Source organism: uncultured Microbacterium sp. (assembly GCF_900078385.1).
Classification (GTDB): Bacteria; Actinomycetota; Actinomycetes; order Actinomycetales; family Microbacteriaceae; genus Microbacterium.
Window position 1 is genome coordinate 22302 of record NZ_FLQR01000006.1, and the last position, 22795, is coordinate 45096.

General features: G+C 71.4%; 23 protein-coding genes, 3 tRNA genes and 1 pseudogene. 9 read left to right on the plus strand and 18 right to left on the minus strand.

Annotation, left to right across the window (positions count from 1 at the left end; genetic code table 11):
* Positions 1-9 precede the first annotated feature (9 nt).
* From QZL85_RS05025 to QZL85_RS05035, 3 genes are all read left to right on the plus strand, one after another.
* Positions 10-1764, plus strand: coding sequence for a beta-galactosidase (locus tag QZL85_RS05025; protein WP_295574423.1), 1755 nt, complete (start codon positions 10-12; stop codon positions 1762-1764).
* Positions 1765-1903: 139 nt separating this feature from the next.
* Positions 1904-3313, plus strand: a complete 1410-nt coding sequence (locus tag QZL85_RS05030; protein WP_295574425.1) for an MBL fold metallo-hydrolase RNA specificity domain-containing protein — start codon at positions 1904-1906, stop codon at positions 3311-3313.
* A gap of 97 nt (positions 3314-3410) precedes the next feature.
* Positions 3411-4301 carry an aldo/keto reductase gene (locus tag QZL85_RS05035; RefSeq protein WP_295574428.1) on the plus strand — a complete coding sequence of 297 codons (891 nt, stop codon included), beginning with the start codon at positions 3411-3413 and terminating at the stop codon, positions 4299-4301.
* 58 nt (positions 4302-4359) lie between these two features.
* On the opposite strand, the gene QZL85_RS05040 is transcribed toward QZL85_RS05035, so the two are convergent.
* The 3 genes from QZL85_RS05040 to QZL85_RS05050 all read right to left on the minus strand — a co-directional run bounded on the left by QZL85_RS05040 (position 4360) and on the right by QZL85_RS05050 (position 6110).
* Complete coding sequence (locus QZL85_RS05040; RefSeq protein WP_295574430.1) at positions 4360-4866, minus strand: hypothetical protein; 507 nt, start codon at positions 4864-4866, stop codon at positions 4360-4362.
* Positions 4867-4932: 66 nt separating this feature from the next.
* Positions 4933-5607, minus strand: coding sequence for a zf-HC2 domain-containing protein (locus QZL85_RS05045; protein WP_295574432.1), 675 nt, complete (start codon positions 5605-5607; stop codon positions 4933-4935).
* Positions 5604-6110, minus strand: coding sequence for a sigma-70 family RNA polymerase sigma factor (locus tag QZL85_RS05050; protein WP_295574433.1), 507 nt, complete (start codon positions 6108-6110; stop codon positions 5604-5606). The genes QZL85_RS05045 and QZL85_RS05050 overlap by 4 nt, the downstream gene beginning before the upstream one ends.
* Positions 6111-6203: 93 nt before the next feature.
* Between QZL85_RS05050 and QZL85_RS05055 the strand changes: the two genes are divergently transcribed.
* Entirely contained in the window at positions 6204-6695 is a 492-nt protein-coding gene (locus QZL85_RS05055) for a DUF2231 domain-containing protein (RefSeq protein ID WP_295574435.1), read from the plus strand.
* Between the two features lie 15 nt (positions 6696-6710).
* Here QZL85_RS05055 and QZL85_RS05060 read toward each other — a convergent pair whose 3' ends face one another.
* Positions 6711-7139, minus strand: coding sequence for a cupin domain-containing protein (locus QZL85_RS05060; protein WP_295574438.1), 429 nt, complete (start codon positions 7137-7139; stop codon positions 6711-6713).
* Between the two features lie 146 nt (positions 7140-7285).
* Between QZL85_RS05060 and QZL85_RS05065 the strand changes: the two genes are divergently transcribed.
* The 3 genes from QZL85_RS05065 to QZL85_RS05075 are packed head-to-tail and all read left to right on the plus strand — an operon-like array spanning position 7286 to position 9970.
* Complete coding sequence (locus QZL85_RS05065; RefSeq protein ID WP_295574439.1) at positions 7286-8785, plus strand: MFS transporter; 1500 nt, start codon at positions 7286-7288, stop codon at positions 8783-8785.
* Between the two features lie 28 nt (positions 8786-8813).
* On the plus strand, positions 8814-9140 hold the full coding sequence (locus QZL85_RS05070; protein WP_295574441.1) for a carboxymuconolactone decarboxylase family protein: 327 nt from the start codon (positions 8814-8816) through the stop codon (positions 9138-9140).
* Between the two features lie 47 nt (positions 9141-9187).
* Positions 9188-9970: an SDR family oxidoreductase gene (locus QZL85_RS05075; protein WP_295574443.1), complete on the plus strand. Its 783-nt coding sequence runs from the start codon at positions 9188-9190 to the stop codon at positions 9968-9970.
* Positions 9971-9986: 16 nt separating this feature from the next.
* On the opposite strand, the gene QZL85_RS05080 is transcribed toward QZL85_RS05075, so the two are convergent.
* The 5 genes from QZL85_RS05080 to QZL85_RS05100 form a co-directional block, all read right to left on the minus strand.
* The gene (locus QZL85_RS05080) at positions 9987-11621 is read right to left on the minus strand and encodes a DUF5597 domain-containing protein (protein ID WP_295574446.1); all 1635 of its coding nucleotides are present in this window, start codon (positions 11619-11621) and stop codon (positions 9987-9989) included.
* A gap of 120 nt (positions 11622-11741) precedes the next feature.
* Positions 11742-11815, minus strand: a tRNA-Met gene (locus QZL85_RS05085).
* A gap of 23 nt (positions 11816-11838) precedes the next feature.
* Positions 11839-11910, minus strand: a tRNA-Thr gene (locus QZL85_RS05090).
* 63 nt (positions 11911-11973) lie between these two features.
* On the minus strand, positions 11974-13152 hold the full coding sequence (locus QZL85_RS05095; protein WP_295574450.1) for a M23 family metallopeptidase: 1179 nt from the start codon (positions 13150-13152) through the stop codon (positions 11974-11976).
* 223 nt (positions 13153-13375) lie between these two features.
* The gene (locus QZL85_RS05100) at positions 13376-14167 is read right to left on the minus strand and encodes an inositol monophosphatase family protein (protein WP_295574452.1); all 792 of its coding nucleotides are present in this window, start codon (positions 14165-14167) and stop codon (positions 13376-13378) included.
* A 32-nt stretch (positions 14168-14199) separates the two neighbouring features.
* On the opposite strand from QZL85_RS05100, the gene QZL85_RS05105 reads away from it, so the two are divergent.
* Positions 14200-15759: an NAD(P)/FAD-dependent oxidoreductase gene (locus tag QZL85_RS05105; protein WP_295574454.1), complete on the plus strand. Its 1560-nt coding sequence runs from the start codon at positions 14200-14202 to the stop codon at positions 15757-15759.
* Here the strand turns inward: QZL85_RS05105 and QZL85_RS05110 are convergent, their stop codons facing one another.
* Together QZL85_RS05110 and QZL85_RS05115 are read right to left on the minus strand one after the other, a co-directional pair.
* Positions 15760-16773: a hypothetical protein gene (locus QZL85_RS05110; protein ID WP_295574457.1), complete on the minus strand. Its 1014-nt coding sequence runs from the start codon at positions 16771-16773 to the stop codon at positions 15760-15762.
* A gap of 342 nt (positions 16774-17115) precedes the next feature.
* Positions 17116-17739, minus strand: a complete 624-nt coding sequence (locus tag QZL85_RS05115) for an NADPH-dependent F420 reductase (protein WP_295574460.1) — start codon at positions 17737-17739, stop codon at positions 17116-17118.
* 97 nt (positions 17740-17836) lie between these two features.
* On the opposite strand from QZL85_RS05115, the gene QZL85_RS05120 reads away from it, so the two are divergent.
* Entirely contained in the window at positions 17837-18340 is a 504-nt protein-coding gene (locus QZL85_RS05120) for a MarR family winged helix-turn-helix transcriptional regulator (protein WP_295574463.1), read from the plus strand.
* Positions 18341-18435: 95 nt separating this feature from the next.
* On the opposite strand, the gene QZL85_RS05125 is transcribed toward QZL85_RS05120, so the two are convergent.
* The 7 genes and pseudogenes from QZL85_RS05125 to QZL85_RS05155 all read right to left on the minus strand — a co-directional run bounded on the left by QZL85_RS05125 (position 18436) and on the right by QZL85_RS05155 (position 22742).
* Positions 18436-19065: an alpha/beta hydrolase gene (locus QZL85_RS05125; protein ID WP_295574467.1), complete on the minus strand. Its 630-nt coding sequence runs from the start codon at positions 19063-19065 to the stop codon at positions 18436-18438.
* A complete protein-coding gene (locus QZL85_RS05130; protein WP_295574470.1) occupies positions 19065-19991 on the minus strand; it encodes a VOC family protein in 927 nt (308 codons plus the stop codon). Before QZL85_RS05130 ends, QZL85_RS05125 begins: the two co-directional genes overlap by 1 nt.
* A gap of 95 nt (positions 19992-20086) precedes the next feature.
* Positions 20087-20593 carry an SDR family NAD(P)-dependent oxidoreductase gene (locus QZL85_RS05135; protein WP_295575635.1) on the minus strand — a complete coding sequence of 169 codons (507 nt, stop codon included), beginning with the start codon at positions 20591-20593 and terminating at the stop codon, positions 20087-20089.
* Positions 20594-20649: 56 nt separating this feature from the next.
* A pseudogene (locus tag QZL85_RS05140) lies at positions 20650-21495 on the minus strand (family 78 glycoside hydrolase catalytic domain); the annotation flags it as partial.
* Positions 21496-21532: 37 nt separating this feature from the next.
* Complete coding sequence (locus tag QZL85_RS05145; RefSeq protein ID WP_295574471.1) at positions 21533-21871, minus strand: hypothetical protein; 339 nt, start codon at positions 21869-21871, stop codon at positions 21533-21535.
* Positions 21872-22083: 212 nt separating this feature from the next.
* A tRNA-Tyr gene (locus QZL85_RS05150) sits at positions 22084-22168 on the minus strand.
* 73 nt (positions 22169-22241) lie between these two features.
* Complete coding sequence (locus tag QZL85_RS05155) at positions 22242-22742, minus strand: FBP domain-containing protein (RefSeq protein ID WP_295574474.1); 501 nt, start codon at positions 22740-22742, stop codon at positions 22242-22244.
* Positions 22743-22795: the final 53 nt, after the last annotated feature.

Consider the following 22795-nt stretch of genomic DNA (forward strand, 5'->3'; position numbering starts at 1 on the left):
GAGGGCCGTATGCCCGACTTCCGCATCGGCGACGAGCAGTTCGAGCTCGACGGCCGCCCCTTCCGCATCCTCTCCGGTGCGCTGCACTACTTCCGCGTGCACCCGGACCAGTGGCGGGATCGCATCCGCAAGGCGCGGCAGATGGGACTCAACACCATCGAGACGTACGTCGCCTGGAACGCCCACGCTCCCCAGGAGGATGCGTTCGACCTGAGCGGCGGGCTCGACCTCGGCCGGTTCCTCGACGAGGTCGCCGCCGAGGGCATGTACGCGATCGTTCGCCCCGGCCCCTACATCTGCGCCGAGTGGGACAACGGCGGTCTGCCGGCGTGGCTCTTCCGGTCGGGCACCGTCGGGGTGCGCCGCAACGAGCCGCAGTATCTCGCGGCGATCGAACGCTATCTGCAGCAGCTGGCGCCCGTCCTCGTCCCCCGCCAGATCGACCGGGGCGGCCCTGTCATCCTCGTGCAGATCGAGAACGAGTACGGCGCGTACGGCTCGGATGCCACCTACCTCGAGCGCCTCGTCGACATCAACCGGGCGGTGGGCCTGACGGTCCCGTTCACGACGGTCGACCAGCCGACGCCCGAGATGCTCGAGGCCGGCAGCATTCCGGGCCTGCACAAGACGGCGTCGTTCGGATCGCGTTCGGTCGAGCGCCTCGCGACGCTGCGCCGGCACCAGAGCACCGGTCCCCTCATGTGCTCGGAGTTCTGGGACGGCTGGTTCGACCACTGGGGCGCGCACCACCACACGACCTCCGTCGCGCAGTCGGCCGCCGACCTCGACGATCTGCTCGCCGCCGGCGCGTCGGTGAATCTCTACATGTTCCACGGGGGGACGAACTTCGGGCTCACCAACGGTGCGAACGACAAGGGCGTCTACCAGCCGCTGATCACGAGCTACGACTACGACGCACCGCTCGATGAGGCCGGCGCGCCGACCGAGAAGTACTGGGCCTTCCGCGAGGTGATCGCGAAGCACGCCGCCGTGCCGGACGACGTGCCGTCGGAGCTTCTCCCCGCGCCGACACCGACGGCGGCGCTCACCGACGTCGTCGCGCTGGCCGACGTCGTCGATGCGCTCGGCGAGTGGAGCCGTCATGAGGCGGTCCCGACGATGGACGCCCTGGGCGCCTTCACCGGGTTCGCGCTCTACCGGACCCAGATCGCCGTCGACGGCGCAGCCGTGCTGGAGGTCGACGAGGTCCGCGACCGGGCCCTCGTCTCCCTGGGCGGTGCACCCGTCGGCGTGCTGGCGCGCGATCACCACGACACCGCCCTCGCCCTGCCGGACGGTGCCCGCGGGACTCTCGAGCTGCTCGTCGAGGACCAGGGCCGAGTCAACTACGGCCCCCGGATCGGCGAGCCGAAGGGTCTCATCGGCGACGTGCGCGTCGGCGGCGAGGTCGTCGATGGCTGGGACGTGCTGACGCTTCGTCTCGACTCGCCGGATGCCGTGCGCGACGCGCTGCGACCGCTCGACGGGGCCGCCGTGCCGGGGCCGTCCTTCGCCCGCGCCCGGTTCGAGCTGGATGCGGCCGCCGACCTCTACCTCGACACCTCCTCGTGGGGCAAGGGGATCGTGTGGATCAACGGGTTCCACCTCGGCCGCTACTGGTCGCGCGGTCCGCAGCACACGCTCTACGTCCCCGCAGCGGTGCTGCGCGCCGGCACGAATGAGCTGATCGTCTTCGAGCTGCACGCGGCGCGCGCGGAGGTGCGGTTCGCGGCGCGACCGGACCTCGGCCACACCGACTTCTGAGCCGGACGAGGGCGGACCGAGCGGATCGCCGGGTCGGCGAAACCGACGTGACGATGGTCCCGACCTGCGCTTCCGACCGGCGCGAGGCTGGAGCCATGAACGTGGGGAACGCGCGCCGGTCATCGTCCGGCGGATGATCATGGACGCGCAGCTTCGCGTCGCGCGACCGACCCTGTCGTTCCTCGGGGCGGCCGACTCCGTGACGGGATCGCGCTATCTGATCGACGACGGGTCAGCGCGCGTCCTGGTCGACTGCGGCATGTTCCAGGGGTTCAAGGTCCTTCGCGAACGGAACCGGGCTCCGTTCCCGGTGCGGCCGGACTCCATCGACGCGGTCGTCGTCAGCCACGCCCATCTGGACCATTCGGGGTATCTGCCCGCGCTCGTGCGCGATGGCTTCCCCGGCCGGATCTACGCCAGCCGAGGGACCGCCGAGCTGTGCCGGATCATGCTGCCGGACAGCGCCCATCTCCTCGAGGAGGAAGCCCGGTTCGCCGCGAAGCACAAGTGGTCTTCCCACACCGACCCGCGGCCCCTGTACACCGAGGCAGACGCCCAGCGGGCGTTGGACCGCTTCGAGGTGCTGGAGGAGGGGGACGAGCGCTCGATCGCGCCGGACGTCGCGGTCCGCCTGGTCCCCGCCGGTCACATCCTCGGCGCCACCGGGGTGCGACTGCGCATCGATGGGCGTCTCGTGCACTTCACCGGCGACCTGGGTCGATCCGACGATCCGCTGATGCAGCCGCCGCACCCCTTCGAACCCGCCGACGTCCTGGTCACCGAATCCACCTACGGCGATCGACACCACGCCGACGTGAACCCGGAAGCGGTGCTGGGAGACGTGATCCGGCGGGTGGTGCGCAGGAACGGAGTCGTGCTCATCCCCGCATTCGCGGTCGGCCGGACGGAGACGGTCCTGCTCCACCTGGCCCGGCTGCGCGACCGCGGCGAGATCCCCGACGTGCCGATCTTCCTGAACAGCCCGATGGCCGTCAGCGTGGCCGATGTCTACTCCAGGCACCCCGACCAGCACCGGCTGTCGGTCGCCGATGTGCGCCGGCTGTACGACCTGGCGACACCGGTTCGGTCGGTCGACGAATCGAAGCTCCTCAACCTGCGGGGCGGGCCGATGATCATCATCTCGGCCAGCGGGATGCTGACCGGCGGGCGGATCCTGCACCATCTCCGCGCCTACGGGCCCGACCCGCGCAATGCGGTGATCCTGACCGGCTTCCAGGCCGGCGGAACCCGGGGTTCCGCGCTTCTCGGAGGCGCGTCGGAGGTCCGGATCTTCGGCACGGACGTTCCGATCCGAGCGGAGGTCGTCAACGTCGACACGATGTCGGCGCACGCGGATGCCGATGGCCTCATCGCCTGGATGCGCGCGACGGCATCGCCGCCCCGCGCCGTCTACGTCACGCACGGCGAACCCGCGGCGGCCGACGCCCTCCGCGCCCGGATCAAGCGCGAGCTCGGCTGGAACGTCCACGTGCCCGAGCACCTGGCGTCGGTGACGCTGCCGGACCCCGTGGAGTCGCCATCGCCGTGATCCCCGCGCGGACCGTGATCCCGGCGCGTCCCCTCTGACAGAGTGGATGCCGTCGGGTTTCGCCCCGCCCGGGGCGCTCGGGAACAGAGGAGCCATCGTGGATCAGCGCACCATCGGACCGTTCACCGTGTCGGCGATCGGCCTCGGCGCCATGCCCATGTCGATGAACAGCGACCGCGTCTACCCGGAGCGGGCGGACGCCGTCGCTACCGTGCACGCCGCGCTCGAGGCCGGCGTGACGTTCATCGACACCGCCGACATCTACTCCCCGTCATGGCAGGAGATGGGTCACAACGAGCGCATCGTCCGTGATGCGCTGCGGTCATGGGACGGCGACGCGTCCGGCATCCTGGTGGGGACGAAGGGCGGGATCACGCGGACCGAGGAGAAGGACTTCGGCCGCGACGGCTCCCTCTCCTACCTGCGTTCCGCGATCGAGCGCTCGATGGAGAACCTCGGCGTCGACGTCATCGACCTGTACCAGTACCACCGCCCGGACCGCTGGATGGTCTACGGCGAGATCATGGAGAACCTCCGCACCCTGCAGTCCGAGGGCCTCATCCGCGCGGTCGGCATCTCCAACGCCAGCGTCGAGGAGATCGAGATCGCGCAGCAGGTGCTCGGCGAGGGGAACCTGGCCAGCGTCCAGAACGAGTTCTCGCCGCGACACCCGGGCAGCTACGGCGAACTGCAGTACTGCGACGCGCACGGCATCGCGTTCCTCCCCTGGAGCCCCCTCGGCGGCACGGGAGGCGGCGGCCGGGAGGTCGGCGAACGCTTCACCGCCTTCCGGGAGATCGGCGCGGACCACGGCGTCAGCGCGCAGCAGGTGGTGCTCGCCTGGGAGCTCTCCCTGAGCCCCCGCGTCGTCCCCATCCCGGGCGCCCGACGCCCGGAGTCGATCACCGACTCGGCGAAGGCCGGGGACCTGCGACTGACCGAGGAGGAACTCGCCCGCTGCACGGGGAGCGTCGGCATCGAGGTCTGAGCAGCGCGACGAGGCCCGAATGCCCTGGGGGGTGCGGGGCCCCGTCGCGTCGCCGTGGTCAACCGCTGATCTTCTCCCCCGCGGCCGAGAGCACCCACCAGACGTCGTTGACGCCCTGGCCGGCGGTGTCTCCGGCGGCCGAGTCGCCGACGAAGTAGTACAGCGGCCACCCGTTGAGGGTGACCTGCTTCTGTCCGTCCGGAGAGTCGATCGTCGCGACGGTGCCCGTGACGCCCTCGACGGCCGGCGTCGCGCTGTCACTCGTGACGATCGGCCAGTTCGCGAGGCACTGGCCGGTACAGGCACTCGTCGTGGCGCCCTGGGTGTCGTTGTCGAACATGTACACCGTCATGCCTTGTCCGTCCACGACGATCTCGCCGAGCGGCGATTCCGCGAGCATGAGCGCCGCATCCGAGGACGCACCGTCGGTGGGTTCCGCGCTCGGACCGGGGTCCGAGGGGGAGGCCGACGTCCCGTCGCCGTCGGGTGACGTCGATCCCGAGCAGCCCGCGAGGGCGAGCAGGAGCGCGAGGGCAGCGGCCCCCGCGGCGTGTCTGATCCGCATGGCACATCCTTCCGATCCGGCCGCGGACGCGGCCCGTCGGTGACACGACGGCGGCGGGTGAATGGTTCAGTCGGCAGGCAGATCGCGGCGCATCAGGACCTCCCCGGACGCCGAGCGGATCTCCACGGCCCGGATGTCTTCGACGGCGAGCGCGGTCGCCCCGCTGAGGGTGGAGGTCGTCCCGGGCGCGGCTCGCCAGGTCGACACCGTCTCGTCCCCGTCGACGCCGATGACGGCGAGCGCGTACACCCACCCGCCCGGCGGCGCGTCGCCCCCGGGCGGGTAGCGGCACTCCAGATCGACCCGGGTCCCCCAGGCGACGTCGGTGAGCCGGACGGACGCCTCGAGGGTCACGTCGCGGACCTCCTCCAGCGCGAACGAGGCGGTCGGCTGCGTGGCCGCGCTCAGCGCCAGTCCCGTCCCCACCGCGGCCGGCACGAGGAGCGCGATCGCCGCGGCCGCGGCGATCCACCCCACCCGGCGCCGGCGACGGCGGCGTTCGCCGGCCAGCGAGATCAGCGCCGCGGGGCCACCGGCATCCGGCCCCTCGTCCAGGCGGGTCACGACGTCGGCGGTCACGCGGGACAGCAGCCCGACGGTGGGGGCGAGTTCGGCGACGGCCGCGCGGCACAGCGCGCACTCGGCGAGATGGGCCTCGAACAGACGCCGATCGGAGGTCGAGAGCGCCCCGAGCACATAAGCCGCGTCCCACTCCGCGTACTGCGGGTGCTCCACATTCATTGGGTGACTCCTCTCTCCTGGAACGCCAGCCGCAGAGCGCGCAGCGCATAGTGCAGCCGGGACTTGACGGTGCCCTCGGGGACGCCGAGCTCGGTCGCGGCCTGCGCGATGCTGCGCCCGCCGTAGTAGGCGGTGACGATGACCGCACGATGGTCGGCGCTCAGCGTGGCGAGCGCCTCCTCGATGAGGATCGCCTCGAACAGGGCGTCGGTATCGTCGCTGCGCGCACGCTCGGGCAGATCGGCGACCGCCTGCTCGTGCCGGTGGTGCGCGCTGCGCACCTCGTCGACCACGAGGTGCCGCGCGACCGTGAACAGCCAGGACCGCGTCGTCGCCGGATCCTGCTCCAGGATGCGAGGGCTGCGCCACGCGCGCAGCAGAGTCTCCTGCACCACGTCGTCGGCGCCGGTCCGATCGCCGGTCAGGTGCACGACGTACCGCCACACCGGTCCGGCGTGCGCGTCGTAGAGCGCAGTGAGGCGTGCGGCATCATCGGCCGGCATCGGTCACCTCCCTCGGAGAGGACACGAGATGCGCGCCCCGCCGGTTCATCCGCGGCGGGTGAACCGGACGGGCGCGTGTTCCGTGGTCCGAGTATGAACCCTTCGCAGACGGCGCTCGAGGTATCGGGCCTCCCGCTCCACCCGCTGGTCGTGCACGCGGTCGTGATCCTCGTGCCGCTGACCGCCCTCGCGCTCCTCCTGAGCGCGGTGTGGCCCGCTGCCCGTGCCCGTCTCGGGCTCGTGACCCCGATCGCCGCGCTCGTCGTGCTGGTGCTCGTGCCGATCACGGTCCTCGCCGGCGAATCCCTAAAGGAGGCGGTCGGGCCGCTCCCGGCCGTCCAACGGCACGAAGGCTTCGGCCGGATGCTGCTGCCGTGGGCGATCGCGGTGTTCCTCGTCGCGACCGCGCAATGGGTGTGGCATCGCGTCGGGCGGACGCGTGTGCGCGCGGCCGCCCCGGGCACCGCACGCGCGGTCGACATCGGGTTGATCGCCGTCGCCGTGATCGCCGCGGCGGGCAGCGTGGTGGTCGTCGTGCTCGCCGGAGAGTCCGGGTCTCGCGCGGTCTGGGGATCCCTCGGCTGAGCGGGTGTCGGCGGTCTAGCGGTCAGCCGTCCCCGGCGCAGCGACCGGACCGGAGTACTCGTCGTCGGTGATGTGCTCCTTCCACACCGTGGTCCGTGCGGGGTCGTCGCCGGCTTCGAGCATGGCGATGTGCTCCATGTAGGAATCCGGGGATGCCGCATGCCAGTGGTCCTCGCCCGGCGGCGTGTAGACGGTCTGCCCCGCGTGCGCCTCGATGACCGTGCCATCGCGGCGCCCGAATCGGGCGACGCCCTGGGTGACGCGGAGATACTGCCCGCGCGCGTGCGAATGCCACGCGGTGCGCGCACCGGGCGCGAAGCGCACGATCGCCACCGTCATGCGCTGATCCGGCTCGTGCGGCGCAGCGACGACATCCAACCAGACATCACCGGCGAACTGCGCCGGCGGGTTCTTGGTGGTGGGTCGGCTCGGTTCGATGTCCATTCGACTGCCTCTCTCGGTCGACGTCGACGCTACGCTCCGCCCTCGAGGGACTGGGAGGGTCTGCCAGTACCGGGGAAGGCAGCCACTCCCGCACGCGCGAGCGAGGCGATTGTCTTGGCATATCCACCCACGGCGAAGGCAGACCGATGACCTCGATGACCTCGATGACCTCGATGACCGATGCGAACGGCACGGCACCGCTGCACAAGGGCGCGATCCTGACGATCGTCCTCGTGAGCTACTTCATGATCCTGCTCGACAACTCCGTGATCTTCACGGCACTGCCGAGCCTGCAGGCCGACCTGCAGCTCAGCGGCACCGAGCTGGCCTGGGTGCAGAACGCGTACACGCTCGTCTTCGGCGGACTGCTGCTCCTCGGCGCCCGCGCCGGCGACATCCTGGGCCGGAAGCCCGTCTTCATCATCGGGCTCATCGTGTTCTCCGTCGCATCGCTCCTCATCGCCCTCTCCCCCGCCGGATGGTGGATCATCGCCTCTCGTGCCCTCCAGGGCGTCGGCGCAGCGATCGTGGCGCCCTCCGCCCTGTCGTTGATCACGGTGACGTTCCACGGTCAGGAGCGCTCCCGCGCGGTCGCCTGGTACTCCGCGACGGCCGGCATCGGCGCCAGCCTGGGCCTCGTCGTCGGCGGGGCCATGGCGTCGTGGTTCTCCTGGCGCGCGGGATTCTTCATCAACGTCCCCATCGGACTGGCGATGCTGGTGCTGGCGCCGCGGTTCCTCCCGCGCACTCCCCCGCTGCCCGGCCGGTTCGACATCATCGGGGCGCTGACCTCCACCGTCGGCGTCGGATCCCTCGTCTTCGCGACCCTGAACGCGGCCGACAACGGATGGGCCAGCCCCGCGACGCTGGTCGGCTTCGCCGTCGCGGCGGTCGTGCTGACACTCTTCATCGTGGCCGAGGCACGTGCAGTGCAGCCGATCATGCCGCTGCGTCTGTTCGCCAGCCGCCTGCGGACCGGCGCCTACCTCACGCGACTGCTGTACCTGGGCGCCATGATCGGCTTCTTCTTCTTCACCAGCCAGTACCTGCAGGAGGCGCTCGGCTTCACTCCGCTGCAGGCGGGACTCGCATTCCTGCCGATGACGCTCGTCAACTTCGCCGTCGCGGTCGCGATTCCGCGGCTCACCGCCCGGTTCGGAAACACCCTGCCGCTCGTGGTCGGCATCGCGCTGACCCTGGCGGGGATGCTCTGGCTGAGTCGCATCGCCCCCGACAGCAGCTACCTCACCGCCGTCGCCCTCCCCATGCTGCTGATCGGCGCCGGGCAGGGTCTCGCCTTCGCGCCGATGACCACGTTCGGGATCTCGGGTGCCACCGCAGCGGACGCCGGCGCCGCTTCCGGCGTCGTGAACACCTTCCACCAGGTCGGGTCCTCCCTCGGCCTCGGCATTTTCGTCGCCGTGGCGGGCGCTGCCGCAGTCGGGACCGACCGGGGGGTCGCGGCCGCCATCACCGTCGAAGCCACGGCAGCCCTGACCGCCGGGAGCGTCTTCCTCCTCGCTGCCCTCCTGATCGTGCTCGCCGTCATCGTCCCGGCATCCGCAGCCCTCCGCCGCCGCGACGCGACGTCGGCTGCCGACGGCGATCACGCACCCACCACCCTCGCCGCCGCACGTCCGGCGTGATCGCGAACCACGACGAAAGGAACCCGTGATGACAGAACCCACTCCCGCGCAGCGCGCGATCGGCGATTTCGCCCCGAAGCTCGTCGAGCTGACCGATGACGTCCTGTTCGGCGACATCTGGAAACGGCCCGGTCTCGCACCGCGCGATCGCAGCCTCATCACCGTCGCCACTCTGATCGCGAACGGATCGACGGAGCAGCTCGTGGGCCACCTTCGCATCGCGCAGGACAACGGGCTCACGCACGATGAGCTCAAAGAGGTCATCATCCATCTGGCGTTCTACGCCGGCTGGCCCCGCGCGATGAGCGCCCTCACCGTCGCCAAGCAGGTCTTCGGCGCGATCCCGGACGCCTGAGCACACGTGCAGATCATCACACCCGCGCATCCGAAAGGCACCACAGCATGACCAGCTCCGCACTCACGATCCTCCTCGTCGGCGGCACCGGCAGCATCGGCCGCCACGTCACCGCCGCCGCGACCCGCGCCGGGCACCGCATCCGCATCCTCTCCCGCACGGCGCGCTCTGCCGCTGCCGGCACGGATGTCGTCTCGGGCGACCTGACGGACCCGGCCGGCCTCGCCGCCGCCGTCGAGGGCATCGACGCGGTCATCTTCACCCATGGGACCCACGGCGGCGAAGCGGGGGTCCGCGACGTCGACTACGGCGGCGTCCGCAATGTCCTCACCGCCATCGGCGCACGTCCGGTGCGGATCGCGCTGATGACCGCCATCGGCGTCACCGTCCGCGACGGCTCCTACAACCGGTCCACGAAGGCGCACGACTGGAAGCGCCGCGCCGAGCGGCTCGTCCGTGCGAGCGGCCATCCGTACACGATCGTGCGACCGGGATGGTTCGACGACAACGACGCCGACCAGCACCGGCTGCAGTTCCTGCAGGGCGACGAACGCCGCGCCGGAAACGCGTCGGACGGGGTGATCGCCCGCTCTCAGATCGCCGATGTGCTCGTCGTCTCGCTCACCTCACCGGCAGCCGCCGGGAAGACCTTCGAGCTGGTGGCCGAGCGCGGCACCGCCCAGAGCGACATGGAGCCCCTGTTCGCGGCGCTCGACGCCGACATCGATCTCGACGGCGCCCACGACCGCGACAATCAGCCCCTCGAGGCTGAGCCGGCCGCGGTGCGCGAGGACCTGGATCGGGTCGCCGGCCGCGTGGCGCCCTCGTAGACCGCGCCCGGCCGCGTCACACCCGCACGAGCCGGATGCGTGCGGCGCCCACCCGCTCCGTCGGGACGATGCGCAGGCGCTCGTCGCCGTTGAGCACGCGCGCGACCGTGACCTCACCGTCTTCCACGAGCAGCTCTTCGACGGCGTCGATCTCGATCCGCGCATCGTCCGCGAAGAAGTCCAGCGTGAGCTCGCGACCGATCACGATGACCGTGTCCTCCGCGACGGCGAAGACGAGTCCGAACGGGCGCGTGTCCCCGCGGTGCTGCACGGGTGCGTCCGGGAGGGTCTCGTCGGGCACCGTCATACCCGGAACCGGGACGCTCACGCCGGCGTCCAGCAGCATCGTCTGCAGGAGCGCGAGCGTTCCCCGGGCGTCGACGTGGATACCGCCCAGGTGCAGGCGCACGACCTCGACCCCGGTCTCGACCACCGCGGCGCCGATGCGTCCGCTCAGCTGCGCCTCCGCGATCTGACCTTCGAGCGCCGCGAGGAACGCCAGCGTCGCCGCGACCTGCCCGTCCGGGTTCGCGCCGTCGACGCCGAACCCCGACCACCCGAAGGCCCGATATGTTCCGACCGCGCGCACGAGCTCTCCCGCACTGAGTCGGCTCTCGGGAACGAAGAAGGGATGACCGCCGGCCGCGTAGTCCCGCATGACCGCGTCCGCATGCTCGACATAGATGTCCGGTCCGAGAAGGGAGAGCGACGGCGCAGCCCCCCGCCACACGTCCAGGACACGCGAAGCGGGACCGCCGCTGGGGTACTGCCCGGGCTCGTCCTGCCCGGGCTGCGGCCCCAGCCATGCGTTCGCGAACATCGGGATGTCGGCGATCGCGCGCCCTCTCCGTGCGATGTGCTCCACATAATCGGCGAAGGCCCACGCCATGAAGACCTCATCGGCCGCGGAACTCTCACCGAACACCTCGGCCCATGACCCGGATGTCCTCGACCCGCGCGCTTCCCAGAGCGTGCGGGCGGAGGAGGCCCCGTCAGGCGCGTCGGGCAGCCGCGCGATCACCTGCGCCGGCACCGGACCGGCCCACGCCGCCGCCGCGTCCGCGCTGCGATCACGACTGTCGCCGAGCAGGCCCGACTCGTTCTCCACCTGGAGCATCGCGACGACGCCGCCCGGATCCGCCTGCACGAGATGGCGGACCAGCGCTTCGAACGCCGCGGCATCCGACTCCCGGAGCTCGCGGCCGAACACCGACAGCACCGGCTTCGCGGTCTCCCCCGCGTAGCTGAACGGCGGCCGACCCACGGACTCCACGACGGCGCGTGGGAACCGCTCGGTGTCGGCGCGCACCCACCGCGGCGCGTAGGTGGACGCCGCGTTCTTGTAGGCGCCGAACCACAGCAGCACCAGTCGGAGCTCGTTGTGCCGCGCCTCCTCGATCATCCGGTCGACCAGCGCGAAGTCGAACGCGCCCTCCACCGGCTCCGTGAGCGCCCAGCTCACGGGTGCGAGCACGACGTTGCCGTTCATCCGGCGGACGTGCGCGAACGACTGGCCGATCGCACGGGGCGACGACGACGACGAGTTGAACACCTGCCCTCCCACGAGGAGAGCCGGCACCCCGTCTCGGCGCAGGCCCGCTCCGTCTCCGATGGACCAGGGGCGCGCTGCGGGCACGGGGTTCTCCGTCATGTTCTTCCCTCTCGGTTCCCCACGACGTTACGCCCGGCGAGCGGGCGCGCGGCGAAGCGGACGGCCTCGACACGCACGACGGAACGCAAAAACCCCCGGATATCCGGGGGTTCTCATCTGTAGCAGGAGCGGGGCTTGAACCCGCGACCTCACGATTATGAGTCGTGCGCTCTGACCAGCTGAGCTACCCTGCCGCGTGACACCGGGAGGTGTTACGAGCCCCGAGTCAGGATTGAACTGACGACCCCTTCCTTACCATGGAAGTGCTCTGCCACTGAGCTATCGGGGCGTGCTGCCCGCGTGCGGGCAACCAGAACAGGATACCAGAGGCGCGGCATCCCTCAGAACTCGCTCAGCCCTTCGTGTGGGCGTACATCCAGGCGATCGGGTCGGTCCGGGTCGTGCCGCCCAGCAGCACCTCGAAGTGCAGGTGCGCGCCGGTGGCCTTGCCGGTGGCGCCGACGAGACCGATGACATCGCCGGTCGAAACGCGGTCGCCGGCCTGCACGCGGAGCGAGCTGTACTGCATGTGCGCGTAGCGCGTCGAGACGAGCTGACCATCGATGACGTGGTCCACGACGACGGTCACGCCGTAGTCCCCGCCGCCCTCGGTCGCGATCCGGACGGTGCCGTCCGCGATCACGTGCACCTCGGCGCCGGCGCCCGGCGTCAGGTCGACGCCGCGGTGCGGCGAGGAGAACTGCGCCAGGTAGGTTCCCGAGCCGTAGGCGGCGGAGATCGGCACACCGACCGGGAACGGCCACTGGATGGCCGCCGAAGGGTCGCTGACCCACGTCCCGGCGAACTCGGTCACGCCGGAGTCGGCGGCGATGTCGGCCATCGACGCGACGTCGTAGGCCTCGGGCCGGTTGAGGGTGTCGGACTGGGTGTCGGATGCCGCGACGTAGGCCTGGATCTCGTCCCCGGCCACCTCGGTGACACTCGAGGAGACCGTCAGGTCGGCGGAGCCGTCACTGACCGCGGCGACGGCGGAGGCCGGCGTCGTGATGCCGACCGCCAGGAGACCGACGATGCCCATGACGCCGACGGAGAAGGATGCGGCCGCGACACGCTTGAACGCCGACCGGCGGGATGCGGCGACGGGTGCGAGGGATGCCGCGCGCACGGGCGGTGCGGCATCGTCGGCACCGGTCGTCGCGGAGCGCTGAACCGGGACCTCGCCGGTGAAGGAGAACAGTCGCGCGGCGCGTTCGAACTCGTCGGCCAGGCAGTCATCCGTCTCGTCCGGCGTCACGGCCGTGAAGGCGGCACCGGCGGCGGCCGCGGCCTCGGGCTCCTCGGACGGCGCCTGCGCGGGACGGACCCGACGGCGCAGCGGTGCGACCGTCGCCTCGGGGGCCGCAGCGGCCTCGGCGACGTCGGTGCGGAGCGCCTCGACGAACGCCTCAGCGAGGACGGTCTCGACGAGGGAGACGGGAGATCCGTCGACGTGCTCGTCCACCGGAGCAGCCTCGACGCGCGGAGCGCCGTCGATCTCGGCCGTCAGCCGACGCCATTCGGCACGCGTCATGGCGCCCTGCGACGCCGGGGCGGGCGCGGAGGGACGACGGCTGCGGCGCGTGGGCGCGCTGTCAGCCACATGGGCGTCGAGGGTCAAATCGGGTGGCTCTCGGGTCGGGCCGCTCGGGTAAGCGGGGGGTATTTCGGGGGAATCAGACCGTTCTTTGCTTCGGGTGCAAAGGTAACGATCGGGTAAACACTACCGCGACAATCCTGAGAGCGCCATGAACGACTTACCGATATACCGCGCGTGTGATCAGTTCGAACAGTGCCGGCCCGGCGGCGATCGTCATGTCCCGACCGGGCACATCGTGCGGCTGTCCGCCGAGCACTCCGCCGGCCTCCGTGACGAGCAGGCCGCCGGCGGCGTGGTCCCAGGGGTGCAGCCCGCGCTCGAAGTAGCCGTCGAGGCGCCCGGCGGCGACGTACGCGAGGTCGAGCGAGGCCGCTCCCGCCCGGCGGAGGTCGCGGGCGAGGGGCATGACGCGACGCACCCTCGCGAGGTCGCCCTCGTGGGTCGCGGGGTCGTACCCGAACCCGGTGGCCAGCAGCGCGCCGGCCTCGGACGGCCCGGAGACGGCGAGCCGCTGCTCGCCGAGCCAGGCTCCGCCCCCGCGCGTCGCGAAGAAGAGCTCGTCGTGCGACGGATCGAAGACGACGCCGACCAGCGGCATCCAGTCGGTCGCGACCGGCTCGCCCGCGACGGCGGCGATGCTGACGGCGAAGTGCGGGATGCCGTACGCGTAGTTCACGGTGCCGTCGATCGGGTCGACCACCCACGTGATGTCGGTCGTGCCGCGCTCGGCGGCGGACTCCTCGCCGAGGAAGCCGTCGCCCGGACGCGCCTCGACGAGCCGGCGGCGGATGAGCGCCTCGACCTCACGGTCGGCGGCGGTCACGATGTCGGCGACGGCCGACTTCGTCGCGGCGATCTCGACACCCTCGAGGCGCCGCCGGACGGCGAGCGCTCCGGCCTCCCGAGCGATCCCGCGGGCCAGTTCGAGCAGCTCCTGCGCATCCACCATGGCTCCCACGCTACGCGCACTAGCGTGGAGCCATGACTGCACCGTACGACGTCGTCATCGTCGGCGGAGGGCACAACGCCCTCGTCGCCGCCGCGTATCTCGGCCGCGCCGGACGGCGGGTCATCGTGCTGGAACGGCTCGATCATCTCGGCGGTGCGGCGGTGTCCGAACGGCCTTGGGCGGGCGTCGATGCGCGGCTTTCGCGCTACTCGTACCTCGTGAGCCTCCTCCCCCGGCGCGTCATCGACGACCTCGGCCTGACGCTGGACCTGCGCCGCCGGCGGTACTCGTCGTACACCCCGGATCCCGCCGACCCGCGACGCGGCAGCCTCGTCGACAACGGGGATGCGGCGGCCACCGCCGCGAGCTTCCTCCGCACGACGGGTGACGGGCGCGAGGCGGAGCGGTTCGCGGCCTTCTACGAGCGGCTTCTGCCGCTCGCCGGCATCCTGTTCCCGACGGTGACGGAGCCGCTGCGGCGCGAGTCGGACGTGCGCGGGGAGATCCGCGACGCCGATCTGTGGGATGCCGTCATCCGGCGTCCGCTCGATGGGCTGCTCCGCGACTCCTTCTCGTCCGACCTGGCGCGCGGCATCGCGCTGACCGACGGCCTGATCGGCACGTTCGCCGCATCCGACGACCCGTCCCTCAGTCAGAACCGCTGCTTCCTCTACCACGTGATCGGCGGCGGGACCGGCGACTGGGACGTGCCGGTCGGCGGCATGGGACAGGTCAGCGGCGCCCTCGAGCGGGCCGCCCGCGCGGCGGGCGCCGAGCTGCGCACCGGCGCGACGGTCTCCGCCGTGTCCCCGGACGGGGAGGTCACCCTGCAGGACGGCACCGTGATCGCAGGACGTCTCATCCTGAGCGGCGTCGGCCCGGCCGTGCTCGACCGGCTGCTCGCATCGCCCAGCCCGGAAGGCGGGCCGGAGGGCGCTCAGGTGAAGGTCAACATGCTCCTGTCGCGCCTCCCGCGCCTCCGCGACGACACCGTCGCGCCGGAGGCGGCCTTCGCCGGCACCTTCCACATCAACGAGACGATGACCCAGCTGGATGCCGCGCACGACGCCGCGACCGCAGGACGGATCCCCGACCCGCTCCCCGCCGAGATCTACTGCCACTCGCTCACCGACCCCTCGATCCTCGGCCCGGAGCTCCGCGCCTCCGGCGCACAGACGCTCACCCTGTTCGGTCTGCAGGTGCCGCACCGGCTCGTCGCGGGGGCGGATGCCGACGCCGTGCGCGCCGAGCTGCTCGCCGCCGCACAGCGGTCGCTGGACTCCGTGCTGGCCGAGCCGATCGCCGACTGCCTCTACGAGGCCCCGGACGGGACGCCGTGCATCGAGGCGCGGACGACCGGCGATCTCGAACGGTCGCTCGCGATGACCGGTGGCGACATCTTCCACGGCGCGCTGAGCTGGCCGTGGGCCGGTGACGACGAGGCGCTCGACACCCCCGCGCAGCGATGGGGCGTCGCGACCTCCCACGAGCGCATCCTGGTCTGCGGATCCGGCGCGCGCCGGGGCGGTGCCGTCAGCGGCATCGGCGGCCACAACGCGGCCATGGCGGCGCTGGAGCTGCTCGGCCGCTGACTACTGCGGCGGCGGCGGGGGCGGCGGGTAGCCCTGGTAACCGGGCTGCTGTCCCTGCTGCTGTCCCTGCTGCTGTCCCTGCGCGGGCGGCTCGGTGTGCGGGCTGGGCTCGGTGTGCGGGCTGGGCTCGGAGGGCGGGCTGGGCTCGGAGGGCGTGATCGCCGGAGCGGACGGGTCGGCCGGGGCCGAGGGCGAGCCGGCCGCGAAAGGCGCAGGCTGGCCCGCGATCGCGGCGGGGTATCCCTGCGGGTACGTCGGGTAGCCGGTGTAGTACGCGTTCCAGTCCGGGCTGCCGTCGGGCATGACCGGAAGGGGTGTGGCGCCGTCGCCGTAGGTGGGCCACTGCACGGCGGCCGGGGCACCGGGGTACGCGGCGGCGACGCGCGCGGGGCGCTCCTTCTTCGGCGCGAAGAGCGCATTGACGAGCGGGACGAGTGCCGTACCGACCGCGGCGAGGATCGCGAGCGCCACGACCACGCGCCAGTACAGGGGCAGGAAGTCCACGTACTCCTCGACCATGATCGGCACGATCAGCATCACGGCGAGGATGACGACGAGGGCGATCGTGACGTAGGTGACGATCGTCGTGAACGTCGTCTCGTGCCGGGCGTGTGCCTTCGAGAACAGCCGGATGTGCAGGAGCGCGGCCTGGACGATCAGCACGATGAGCAGGAACTTCATGAACCGCTCGGCGCCGCTGCCGAAGTAGTCGTCGGTCTCCGGCATCCAGATGAGGAAGGCGCCCAGCAGGAGGATCAGCACCCAGCTGACCATGCTCGCCAGCGCGAACCAGGCGGGGCGGCGCGGCGCGAGGTTGGCCTCGAGGATCGCGATGCCGGCGAACGCCGCGAGCAGCAGGATCGTCAGGAAGGCCTTGCCCACCATGCCGTTCGCGTCGCCGATCAGCACCCACACGACGCACACGATGGCCGCGGCGATGAGCGCCCCGATCGCCACCCAGATGGATGAGCGCAGCAGCTTGCTGGAGTTCGGTGACGTGATCGGTTCGGTCATCGGGCGTCCTTCCACCGGCGCGGGTCCGCGTGGCCTCCATCCTGGCACGACACCTGCGTGGGCGCGGAGGATGTACCCGGGTACCCCGCACCGCGCGTCGCCCGCGGCAGAGTGCGGGAGCGCCCGCGATGCCTCGAGCACCCGGCCCCGTGATTCGCCCGCGGCACTGTGCGGGTGCGGGGCCCCTCGACCCGCACTCCGGCGCGGGCGAACGAGGGGCCGGATGCTCGTCCGCGGCAGAGTGCGGGTGCGGGGCGCACCGACCCGCACTTCGCCGCGGGCGAAGCTCGGCGGGGGCACGGCGCCGGCTCCGGCGGGAGCCCGCGCGGGATCGGCGCGGGGTCAGGCGCGGACGGCGAATCCGCCGGTCCAGGCGACCTGCTCGCGGACGGCGAGCACCATCTGCAGGAATCCGACCGCCTCCAGCTCCCGTGCGCGCGAGAGTCCGCCCGCGTCGGCGACCGTGACGCCACCGGCCGAGATGACCTCGGTCAGCTGCGTCTTCGCCGCGTCGTCGTCGCCGGCGATCACGACGGTCGTCGGCACACCGCCGACCTCGCCGGAGAAGAGCGTGGCGGCGAAGTTGGTGTTGAATGCCTTGACGACCTTCGCGCCAGGCAGTGCCTGCTGCAGTTCCGCCGCCGCCGAAGAGTCGGCGGGAACCGTGAGGCCGTCGAAGGTCGCGAAGTCGACGGGGTTCGTCACATCGATGACCGTCTTGCCCTCGAGCTGCGCGCCGTACGTCGATGCGACGTCGGCGAGCGCGGGGTAGGGCAGCGCCAGGACGACGATGTCGCCGGTCAGCGCGTCGCCGAAGGCCGCGGCGCTTCCGTCGACCTGCGCGGCGAGCTGCTGCGCCTTCGCGGCGTCGCGGGCGACGATCTGCACGGACGCCCCGCCCTTCGCCGAGATGCTCGCGATCGCCGAGCCCATGTTGCCGGTTCCGATGACGGAGATGTTTGCCATGATGTCGTCCTCCACAGAGATAGAAGGTTGCAGTTGCAACTAATTAATCCAACTTGGTTGTAGCTGCATCTATTCCCGTCGATAGACTCGGACGGTCATGGCCTACCAGGTTCCCCGGATGGATGCGCTCGAGTCCCGAGCGTGGCTCGCGCTCGTGTGGACGGCGGAGCTGCTGCCGGCTGCCCTCGACGCCCAGCTGCAGGCCGACTCGGGCATCACGCACTTCGAGTTCATGGTGCTGAGCACCCTGCAGCAGGCCAACGGCGTGTCGCTGCGCACGAAGGACCTCGCGGCGGCGGTGAACGCGACGATGCCGCGTCTGTCCCGCGTGGTCGGAAAACTCGCGGAGCGCGGACTCGTCGAACGGCTCGGCGGCGACGGCGACGCCCGCGTCGTCAACGTGCACCTCACGACCGCGGGGCGCCGGGAACTCGTCCGCGCCGTCCCCGCGCATATCGCCCTGGTGAAGCAGCTCGTCATCGACCGCCTGTCCCCTGCGGAGCTGCAGGCGCTGGTCGGCGTCCTGGAGCCGCTCGTCGACCGCCTCGACCCGCAGAATCGCGTCGGGTTCGCCGCCTCTGAGCGCGCATCGTCGAGCTGACTCAGCCCGTCATCAGCACGGATCGCCCGCCCCGTATGCACGGCGCGTGAGCTCGCCGAACGTGCAGATGCCGATCTCGAAGGCCGTCGCGGCCGTCATCGCCCGGCGGCCGCGAGCTGCTGCGCCAGGAACTCCCGCACGTCGGCCAGTTCGCGCGCGTCGATGCCGTGCGCGAGGCCCGGATACCGGCGGGCGGTGGCCGTGGTGTGGGCGTCGAGCCAGGTCTCGGTGCGCGCGACGGCCGCCGCCGCGATGACCCGGTCCTCCTCGCCGCGCCCAGAGAACACGGCGGGGAGCGTCCGCGTCAGTGCCGCGTCGGCGGGCTGGGGAGCCGCCTGGACGAAGCCGCCGAGGATGACCGGCGCGAGGACGCGGTCCGGTGCGGTGCGCAGGAGCTGGGATGCCATCAGGCCGCCCTGCGAGAACCCGATCGGGATCACCCGGGTCGAGGCGGGGAGCTCCTCGTCCACCCACGCCCAGATGGCGTCGGTCGCGGCCGCCACCGGCGCCGGGTCGGGGTTCCCGGGCTCGGTGATGCGGAACCAGGCGTGCGCCCCGGGGCCGAGCGCGATCGGGGCGCGCAGCGATGCCCACGGCAGCCCCGGCGGCAGTGCGGACACCAGCGCGAGGAGATCCCGCTCGTCGGACCCGTAGCCGTGCAGGAAGACGGCGACGGCGGGATCGGCGGAGTCCGCCCATTCGGGAGAGGCGACGGCGTGCAGCATCAGCGCGCGAGGATGTCGTCGACGCCGTCGCCGGGGAGCGCCACCGTGACCTGCGTGTCCCACGGGTCGGAGAGGACGATGCGGCGTCCGTCGTCCGCGAAGGCGAGCTTGTGGTGCGTGAGGCGCGCCGCGAGGGCATCGAGGTCATCGCGGGTCGGGACCGTGATCGCGACATTGCCGAGCCCCAGGCTCGCGGCGCGCGGCCCCGCCCCGCCGCTGTTCCACGTGTTCATGGCGACGTGGTGGTGGTAGCCGCCGGCGGACGCGAAGAGGGCGCCCGGGTAGGTGGCGACGGTCACCTCGAAGCCGAGTGCGTCGACGTAGAAGGCTCGGGCGGTGCGGATGTCGCCCACCTGAAGGTGTACGTGCCCGACGATGCCGCCGGCCTCGGCGACGCCCGCCACGGCGGCATCGCTCAGGTGCCGCTGGAGGTACTCGTTGGGGTCGAGGTAGAGCGTCGACATCTGCAGCTCGCCGTTCACGTACTGCCACGCGTCGCGGGCGCGGTCGACGTACAGCTCGATGCCGTTGCCCTCCGGGTCGGTGAAGTAGAAGGCCTCGCTCACGAGGTGGTCGCTCGACCCGGTGAAGCGGCTGCGCGGGTCCTGCGCGGCGCGGAGCACCGTCGCGGCGAGCGCGGCCGCGTCGTCGAACAGGAACGCGGTGTGGAAGAGGCCCGCCTGCCGCGGGTCCACCGCCGGGAGCGCGGGCGTGCTGATGAGCCGCACCATCGGGGTGTCGCCGCGACCGAGCACGCGGTGCACCTCGGGGCCCCGGGCGCGCTCCTCGAGCGGCGTGAGCGCCAGCGCTCCGGCGTAGTAGGAGGACATCAGCTCGAGATCGCCGACGCGGAGCGTGACGGCATCCATCCCGGTCTGCGGGTTGAGGATGCGGTCGGGTGTCGACGTGGTCTGCGGGTTCGTCATGGCGGTCTCCGGGAGTGCGGCGAATGTCTTCTGTTGTATCTACAACTTCATGGTCGGCGAATTCATTCCCGCGCCGCGCGGCGGCCTGAGACGCGTCAGTCCGAGATCAGCGTGCCGCCGTCGATCACGATGTTCTGCCCCGTCACGAACGCGCCGGCGGCCGACGCCAGCCAGACGACCGCGCCCGCGACCTCGGCGGGCGTGCCGAACCGCCCGAGCGGCGTCTTCGCCAGCCGCACGGGAGCCGCGTCGGCGTCGTCGGTGATCGGACGCGCGAAATCGGTGGCGATCACGCCGGGCGAGATCGCGTTCGCGCGAATGCCCCGACTCCCCCATTGGACGGCGAGATTCCGTGCGATCTGCGCATTGGCGGCCTTGCTGACCCCGTAGCCCGTGAGGATGCGGTTGCCGCGCAGGCCGGCGATGCTCGACATCACGACGAACGATCCACCCCCGGTGTCCGCCATCACCGGGAGGGCGATGTCCGCGAGGCGGGCGACCGAACGCACATGCAGGGACAGCATCCGCTCCAGCGTCTCATCGTGATCGGTCGCGTTCGGATCATCCAGTGCAGCCCCGGCGTTGGCGACGACCGTGTCGATCCGCCCCCAGCGACGGACGGCGCCGTGGAGGAGCGAGCGGAGCTCTCGCCGTCCGGATCGCCGGCGAGCGTGTAGACGTCCGTCTGGTCCTTGTTCGGGCCGACGATGTTGTGGAAGTAGTTGCCGTGCCGATCGAGGACCTCGGAGTGTTCGAGGCGGACGACGTGCCCGCGGCCACCCCGCACCCGGAAGCGCACGCGCCCGGCGATGACCTGCCCGAAGTCGACGACGGTCTCGCCGGCGGGGGTGCGGATGATCTCCACGGCCGGCACCTCGAGCACGCGGCGCACGGGTTCGCCGACGAACGGCACGAGCGATTGCTCGAGGTCGACTTCGGTCACGGGAGCCCATGCGGAGTCATCGAAGACGGCGGTGCTCCAGCCGTTCCAGTCGATCCGGGCGTCGTATGCCTCACCGACCGCGAGGTCCGCATACCGGATGGGGCCCTCGGTCGACGAGACCGCCGACCCATCCGAGGCGATCGTCTGCGTCGTGCCGTCGGCGTACTCGACCTCGAGCTGCCAGATCGCCTTCAGCCGGTCGCCGTAGCCCTTGCTCGCTCCGAGGATCCCGACGCGCCCGGCGTACCAGCCGTCCGACAAAACGACGCCCAGCACGTTCTCGCCCAACGCCAGATGGTCGGTGACGTCGTAGGTCTGGAACGACAGGTGGATGTCGTAGCTCTCCACGCCGGGTGCGAACACCTCATCCGAGACCGGCTCGCCGTTGAGTTCGGCATGGTAGATGCCGTGGGCGGTGGCGTAGAGGCGGGCGCGTACGGGGTAGTGCGCGAGGTGGAACCGCTGTCGCAGGTAGGGCGCCGGCAGCAGTCGCTCCTCGGGCGGACTGTCGATGCGCAGGCTGAAGAGCTCGCGGAAGTCCGCCGCGCCGTCTTCTCTCACGGAGACCTGCTCGGGCTCGATCCACCGCGCGCGCCAGTCATCGGCGCTCAGCAGCGTCGTCTCGAACGTGGACTCCGCCCCACGCGGTCGGATCGGCCGACGCGTTCGTCCAGCACCGCACCCGCCAGCGGTACGCGGTGGCCGTCTCCGCCTCGAAGCCGTCGAGCTCGACGAGCACGGAGTCGCGCGACTCGATCCGGCCGGAGCGACGCGCAGAGCCGCGGCCACCGACCGCCTCCACCTCCAGCTCGTACGCCGTCTGGATCAGATCGACCTTCGTCGTCGTGACCACCTGCCACGAGAACCGCGGGCGCGCGGTCCACACGCCGAGCGGACGATCCAGCTGTTCGACGCGGAGGATTCCGAGTGCCGTCACGACGCGTCCAATCCGGGTCGGGCGCCGACGAGATCGTCCGCTCCCTCGAGATGATGTCGGGAGCAGCAGCGCCCTCCCCGTTCGAATCTGGGGCCGCGGCGCGCGTCATGGAAGGTGACATCCGCTATCCGCACTATCGGATTCGCGGATACCGCGTCGCCCGGAACGACGAAGGACCGCAGATTCCTCTGCGGTCCTTCTCGTCGTCCCCGTGGTGGCGAGTGAGGGATTCGAACCCCCGAATGCAGTGCAGTCTGATTTACAGTCAGATCCCTTTGGCCGCTTGGGTAACTCGCCGGGTGCGCACCCGCCCGGCTTGTGCAGTCGACCGGAGGCGCGATCAACCATATTACCTGCCGTGGCGAGGCACTCAAACCACGCGGTCCGCCCCCGCGGCGACGCGCTCCACGAAGGACTCCACACGGCGCCGGGTGCCGTCGATGCGACGGTCGACGGAGGCCCGGATCTCGTTCGGAGCGAGCGGCGCGGCGAGCCGCACGTTCTCGTGGCAGGACAGGTCCGCGCAGACGTAGGTGCCGACGCTGTCGCCGCGGATGCCGGCGTCCCCTGCCTTGCGGGCGGTGAACAGCGCGACCTGATCGCCGGGCTGCATCGTGTGGCAGATGTTGCACAGAGCGGGGCGGCCGTGGCCGGAGCCGTCGGTGGCCCGCAGGACGATCCCGGTGAGTCGGCCGTCGAGCTCCGTGAGCACGTAGCCGCGGCCGCGCGTGCGGGGGTCGCGCCAGGCGAGGAAGTCGAGGTGATCCCAGTCGACCAGGGCGAAGTCCACCGGAACGGCAAGCCGCTCCTGCTCCTCCGGCGACGCGTTGACGAGGGCCGCGCGTACCTGCTCTTCAGTCAGGGTCTGCATCCCGACAGTCTACGAACCCTCGGGCGGGCGGGGTCGGGTCGCGCCCGGGATGA

Coding starts and splice junctions, on each gene's coding strand:
- QZL85_RS05025 (WP_295574423.1), top strand. CDS start 10: ATGCCCGACTTCCGCATCGGCGACGAGCAGTTCGAGCTCGACGGCCGC.
- QZL85_RS05030 (WP_295574425.1), top strand. CDS start 1,904: ATGGACGCGCAGCTTCGCGTCGCGCGACCGACCCTGTCGTTCCTCGGG.
- QZL85_RS05040 (WP_295574430.1), bottom strand. CDS start 4,866: ATGCGGATCAGACACGCCGCGGGGGCCGCTGCCCTCGCGCTCCTGCTC.
- QZL85_RS05045 (WP_295574432.1), bottom strand. CDS start 5,607: ATGAATGTGGAGCACCCGCAGTACGCGGAGTGGGACGCGGCTTATGTG.
- QZL85_RS05050 (WP_295574433.1), bottom strand. CDS start 6,110: ATGCCGGCCGATGATGCCGCACGCCTCACTGCGCTCTACGACGCGCAC.
- QZL85_RS05055 (WP_295574435.1), top strand. CDS start 6,204: ATGAACCCTTCGCAGACGGCGCTCGAGGTATCGGGCCTCCCGCTCCAC.
- QZL85_RS05060 (WP_295574438.1), bottom strand. CDS start 7,139: ATGGACATCGAACCGAGCCGACCCACCACCAAGAACCCGCCGGCGCAG.
- QZL85_RS05065 (WP_295574439.1), top strand. CDS start 7,286: ATGACCTCGATGACCTCGATGACCTCGATGACCGATGCGAACGGCACG.
- QZL85_RS05070 (WP_295574441.1), top strand. CDS start 8,814: ATGACAGAACCCACTCCCGCGCAGCGCGCGATCGGCGATTTCGCCCCG.
- QZL85_RS05075 (WP_295574443.1), top strand. CDS start 9,188: ATGACCAGCTCCGCACTCACGATCCTCCTCGTCGGCGGCACCGGCAGC.
- QZL85_RS05080 (WP_295574446.1), bottom strand. CDS start 11,621: ATGACGGAGAACCCCGTGCCCGCAGCGCGCCCCTGGTCCATCGGAGAC.
- QZL85_RS05095 (WP_295574450.1), bottom strand. CDS start 13,152: ATGACGCGTGCCGAATGGCGTCGGCTGACGGCCGAGATCGACGGCGCT.
- QZL85_RS05100 (WP_295574452.1), bottom strand. CDS start 14,167: ATGGTGGATGCGCAGGAGCTGCTCGAACTGGCCCGCGGGATCGCTCGG.
- QZL85_RS05105 (WP_295574454.1), top strand. CDS start 14,200: ATGACTGCACCGTACGACGTCGTCATCGTCGGCGGAGGGCACAACGCC.
- QZL85_RS05110 (WP_295574457.1), bottom strand. CDS start 16,773: ATGACCGAACCGATCACGTCACCGAACTCCAGCAAGCTGCTGCGCTCA.
- QZL85_RS05115 (WP_295574460.1), bottom strand. CDS start 17,739: ATGGCAAACATCTCCGTCATCGGAACCGGCAACATGGGCTCGGCGATC.
- QZL85_RS05120 (WP_295574463.1), top strand. CDS start 17,837: ATGGCCTACCAGGTTCCCCGGATGGATGCGCTCGAGTCCCGAGCGTGG.
- QZL85_RS05125 (WP_295574467.1), bottom strand. CDS start 19,065: ATGCTGCACGCCGTCGCCTCTCCCGAATGGGCGGACTCCGCCGATCCC.
- QZL85_RS05130 (WP_295574470.1), bottom strand. CDS start 19,991: ATGACGAACCCGCAGACCACGTCGACACCCGACCGCATCCTCAACCCG.
- QZL85_RS05155 (WP_295574474.1), bottom strand. CDS start 22,742: ATGCAGACCCTGACTGAAGAGCAGGTACGCGCGGCCCTCGTCAACGCG.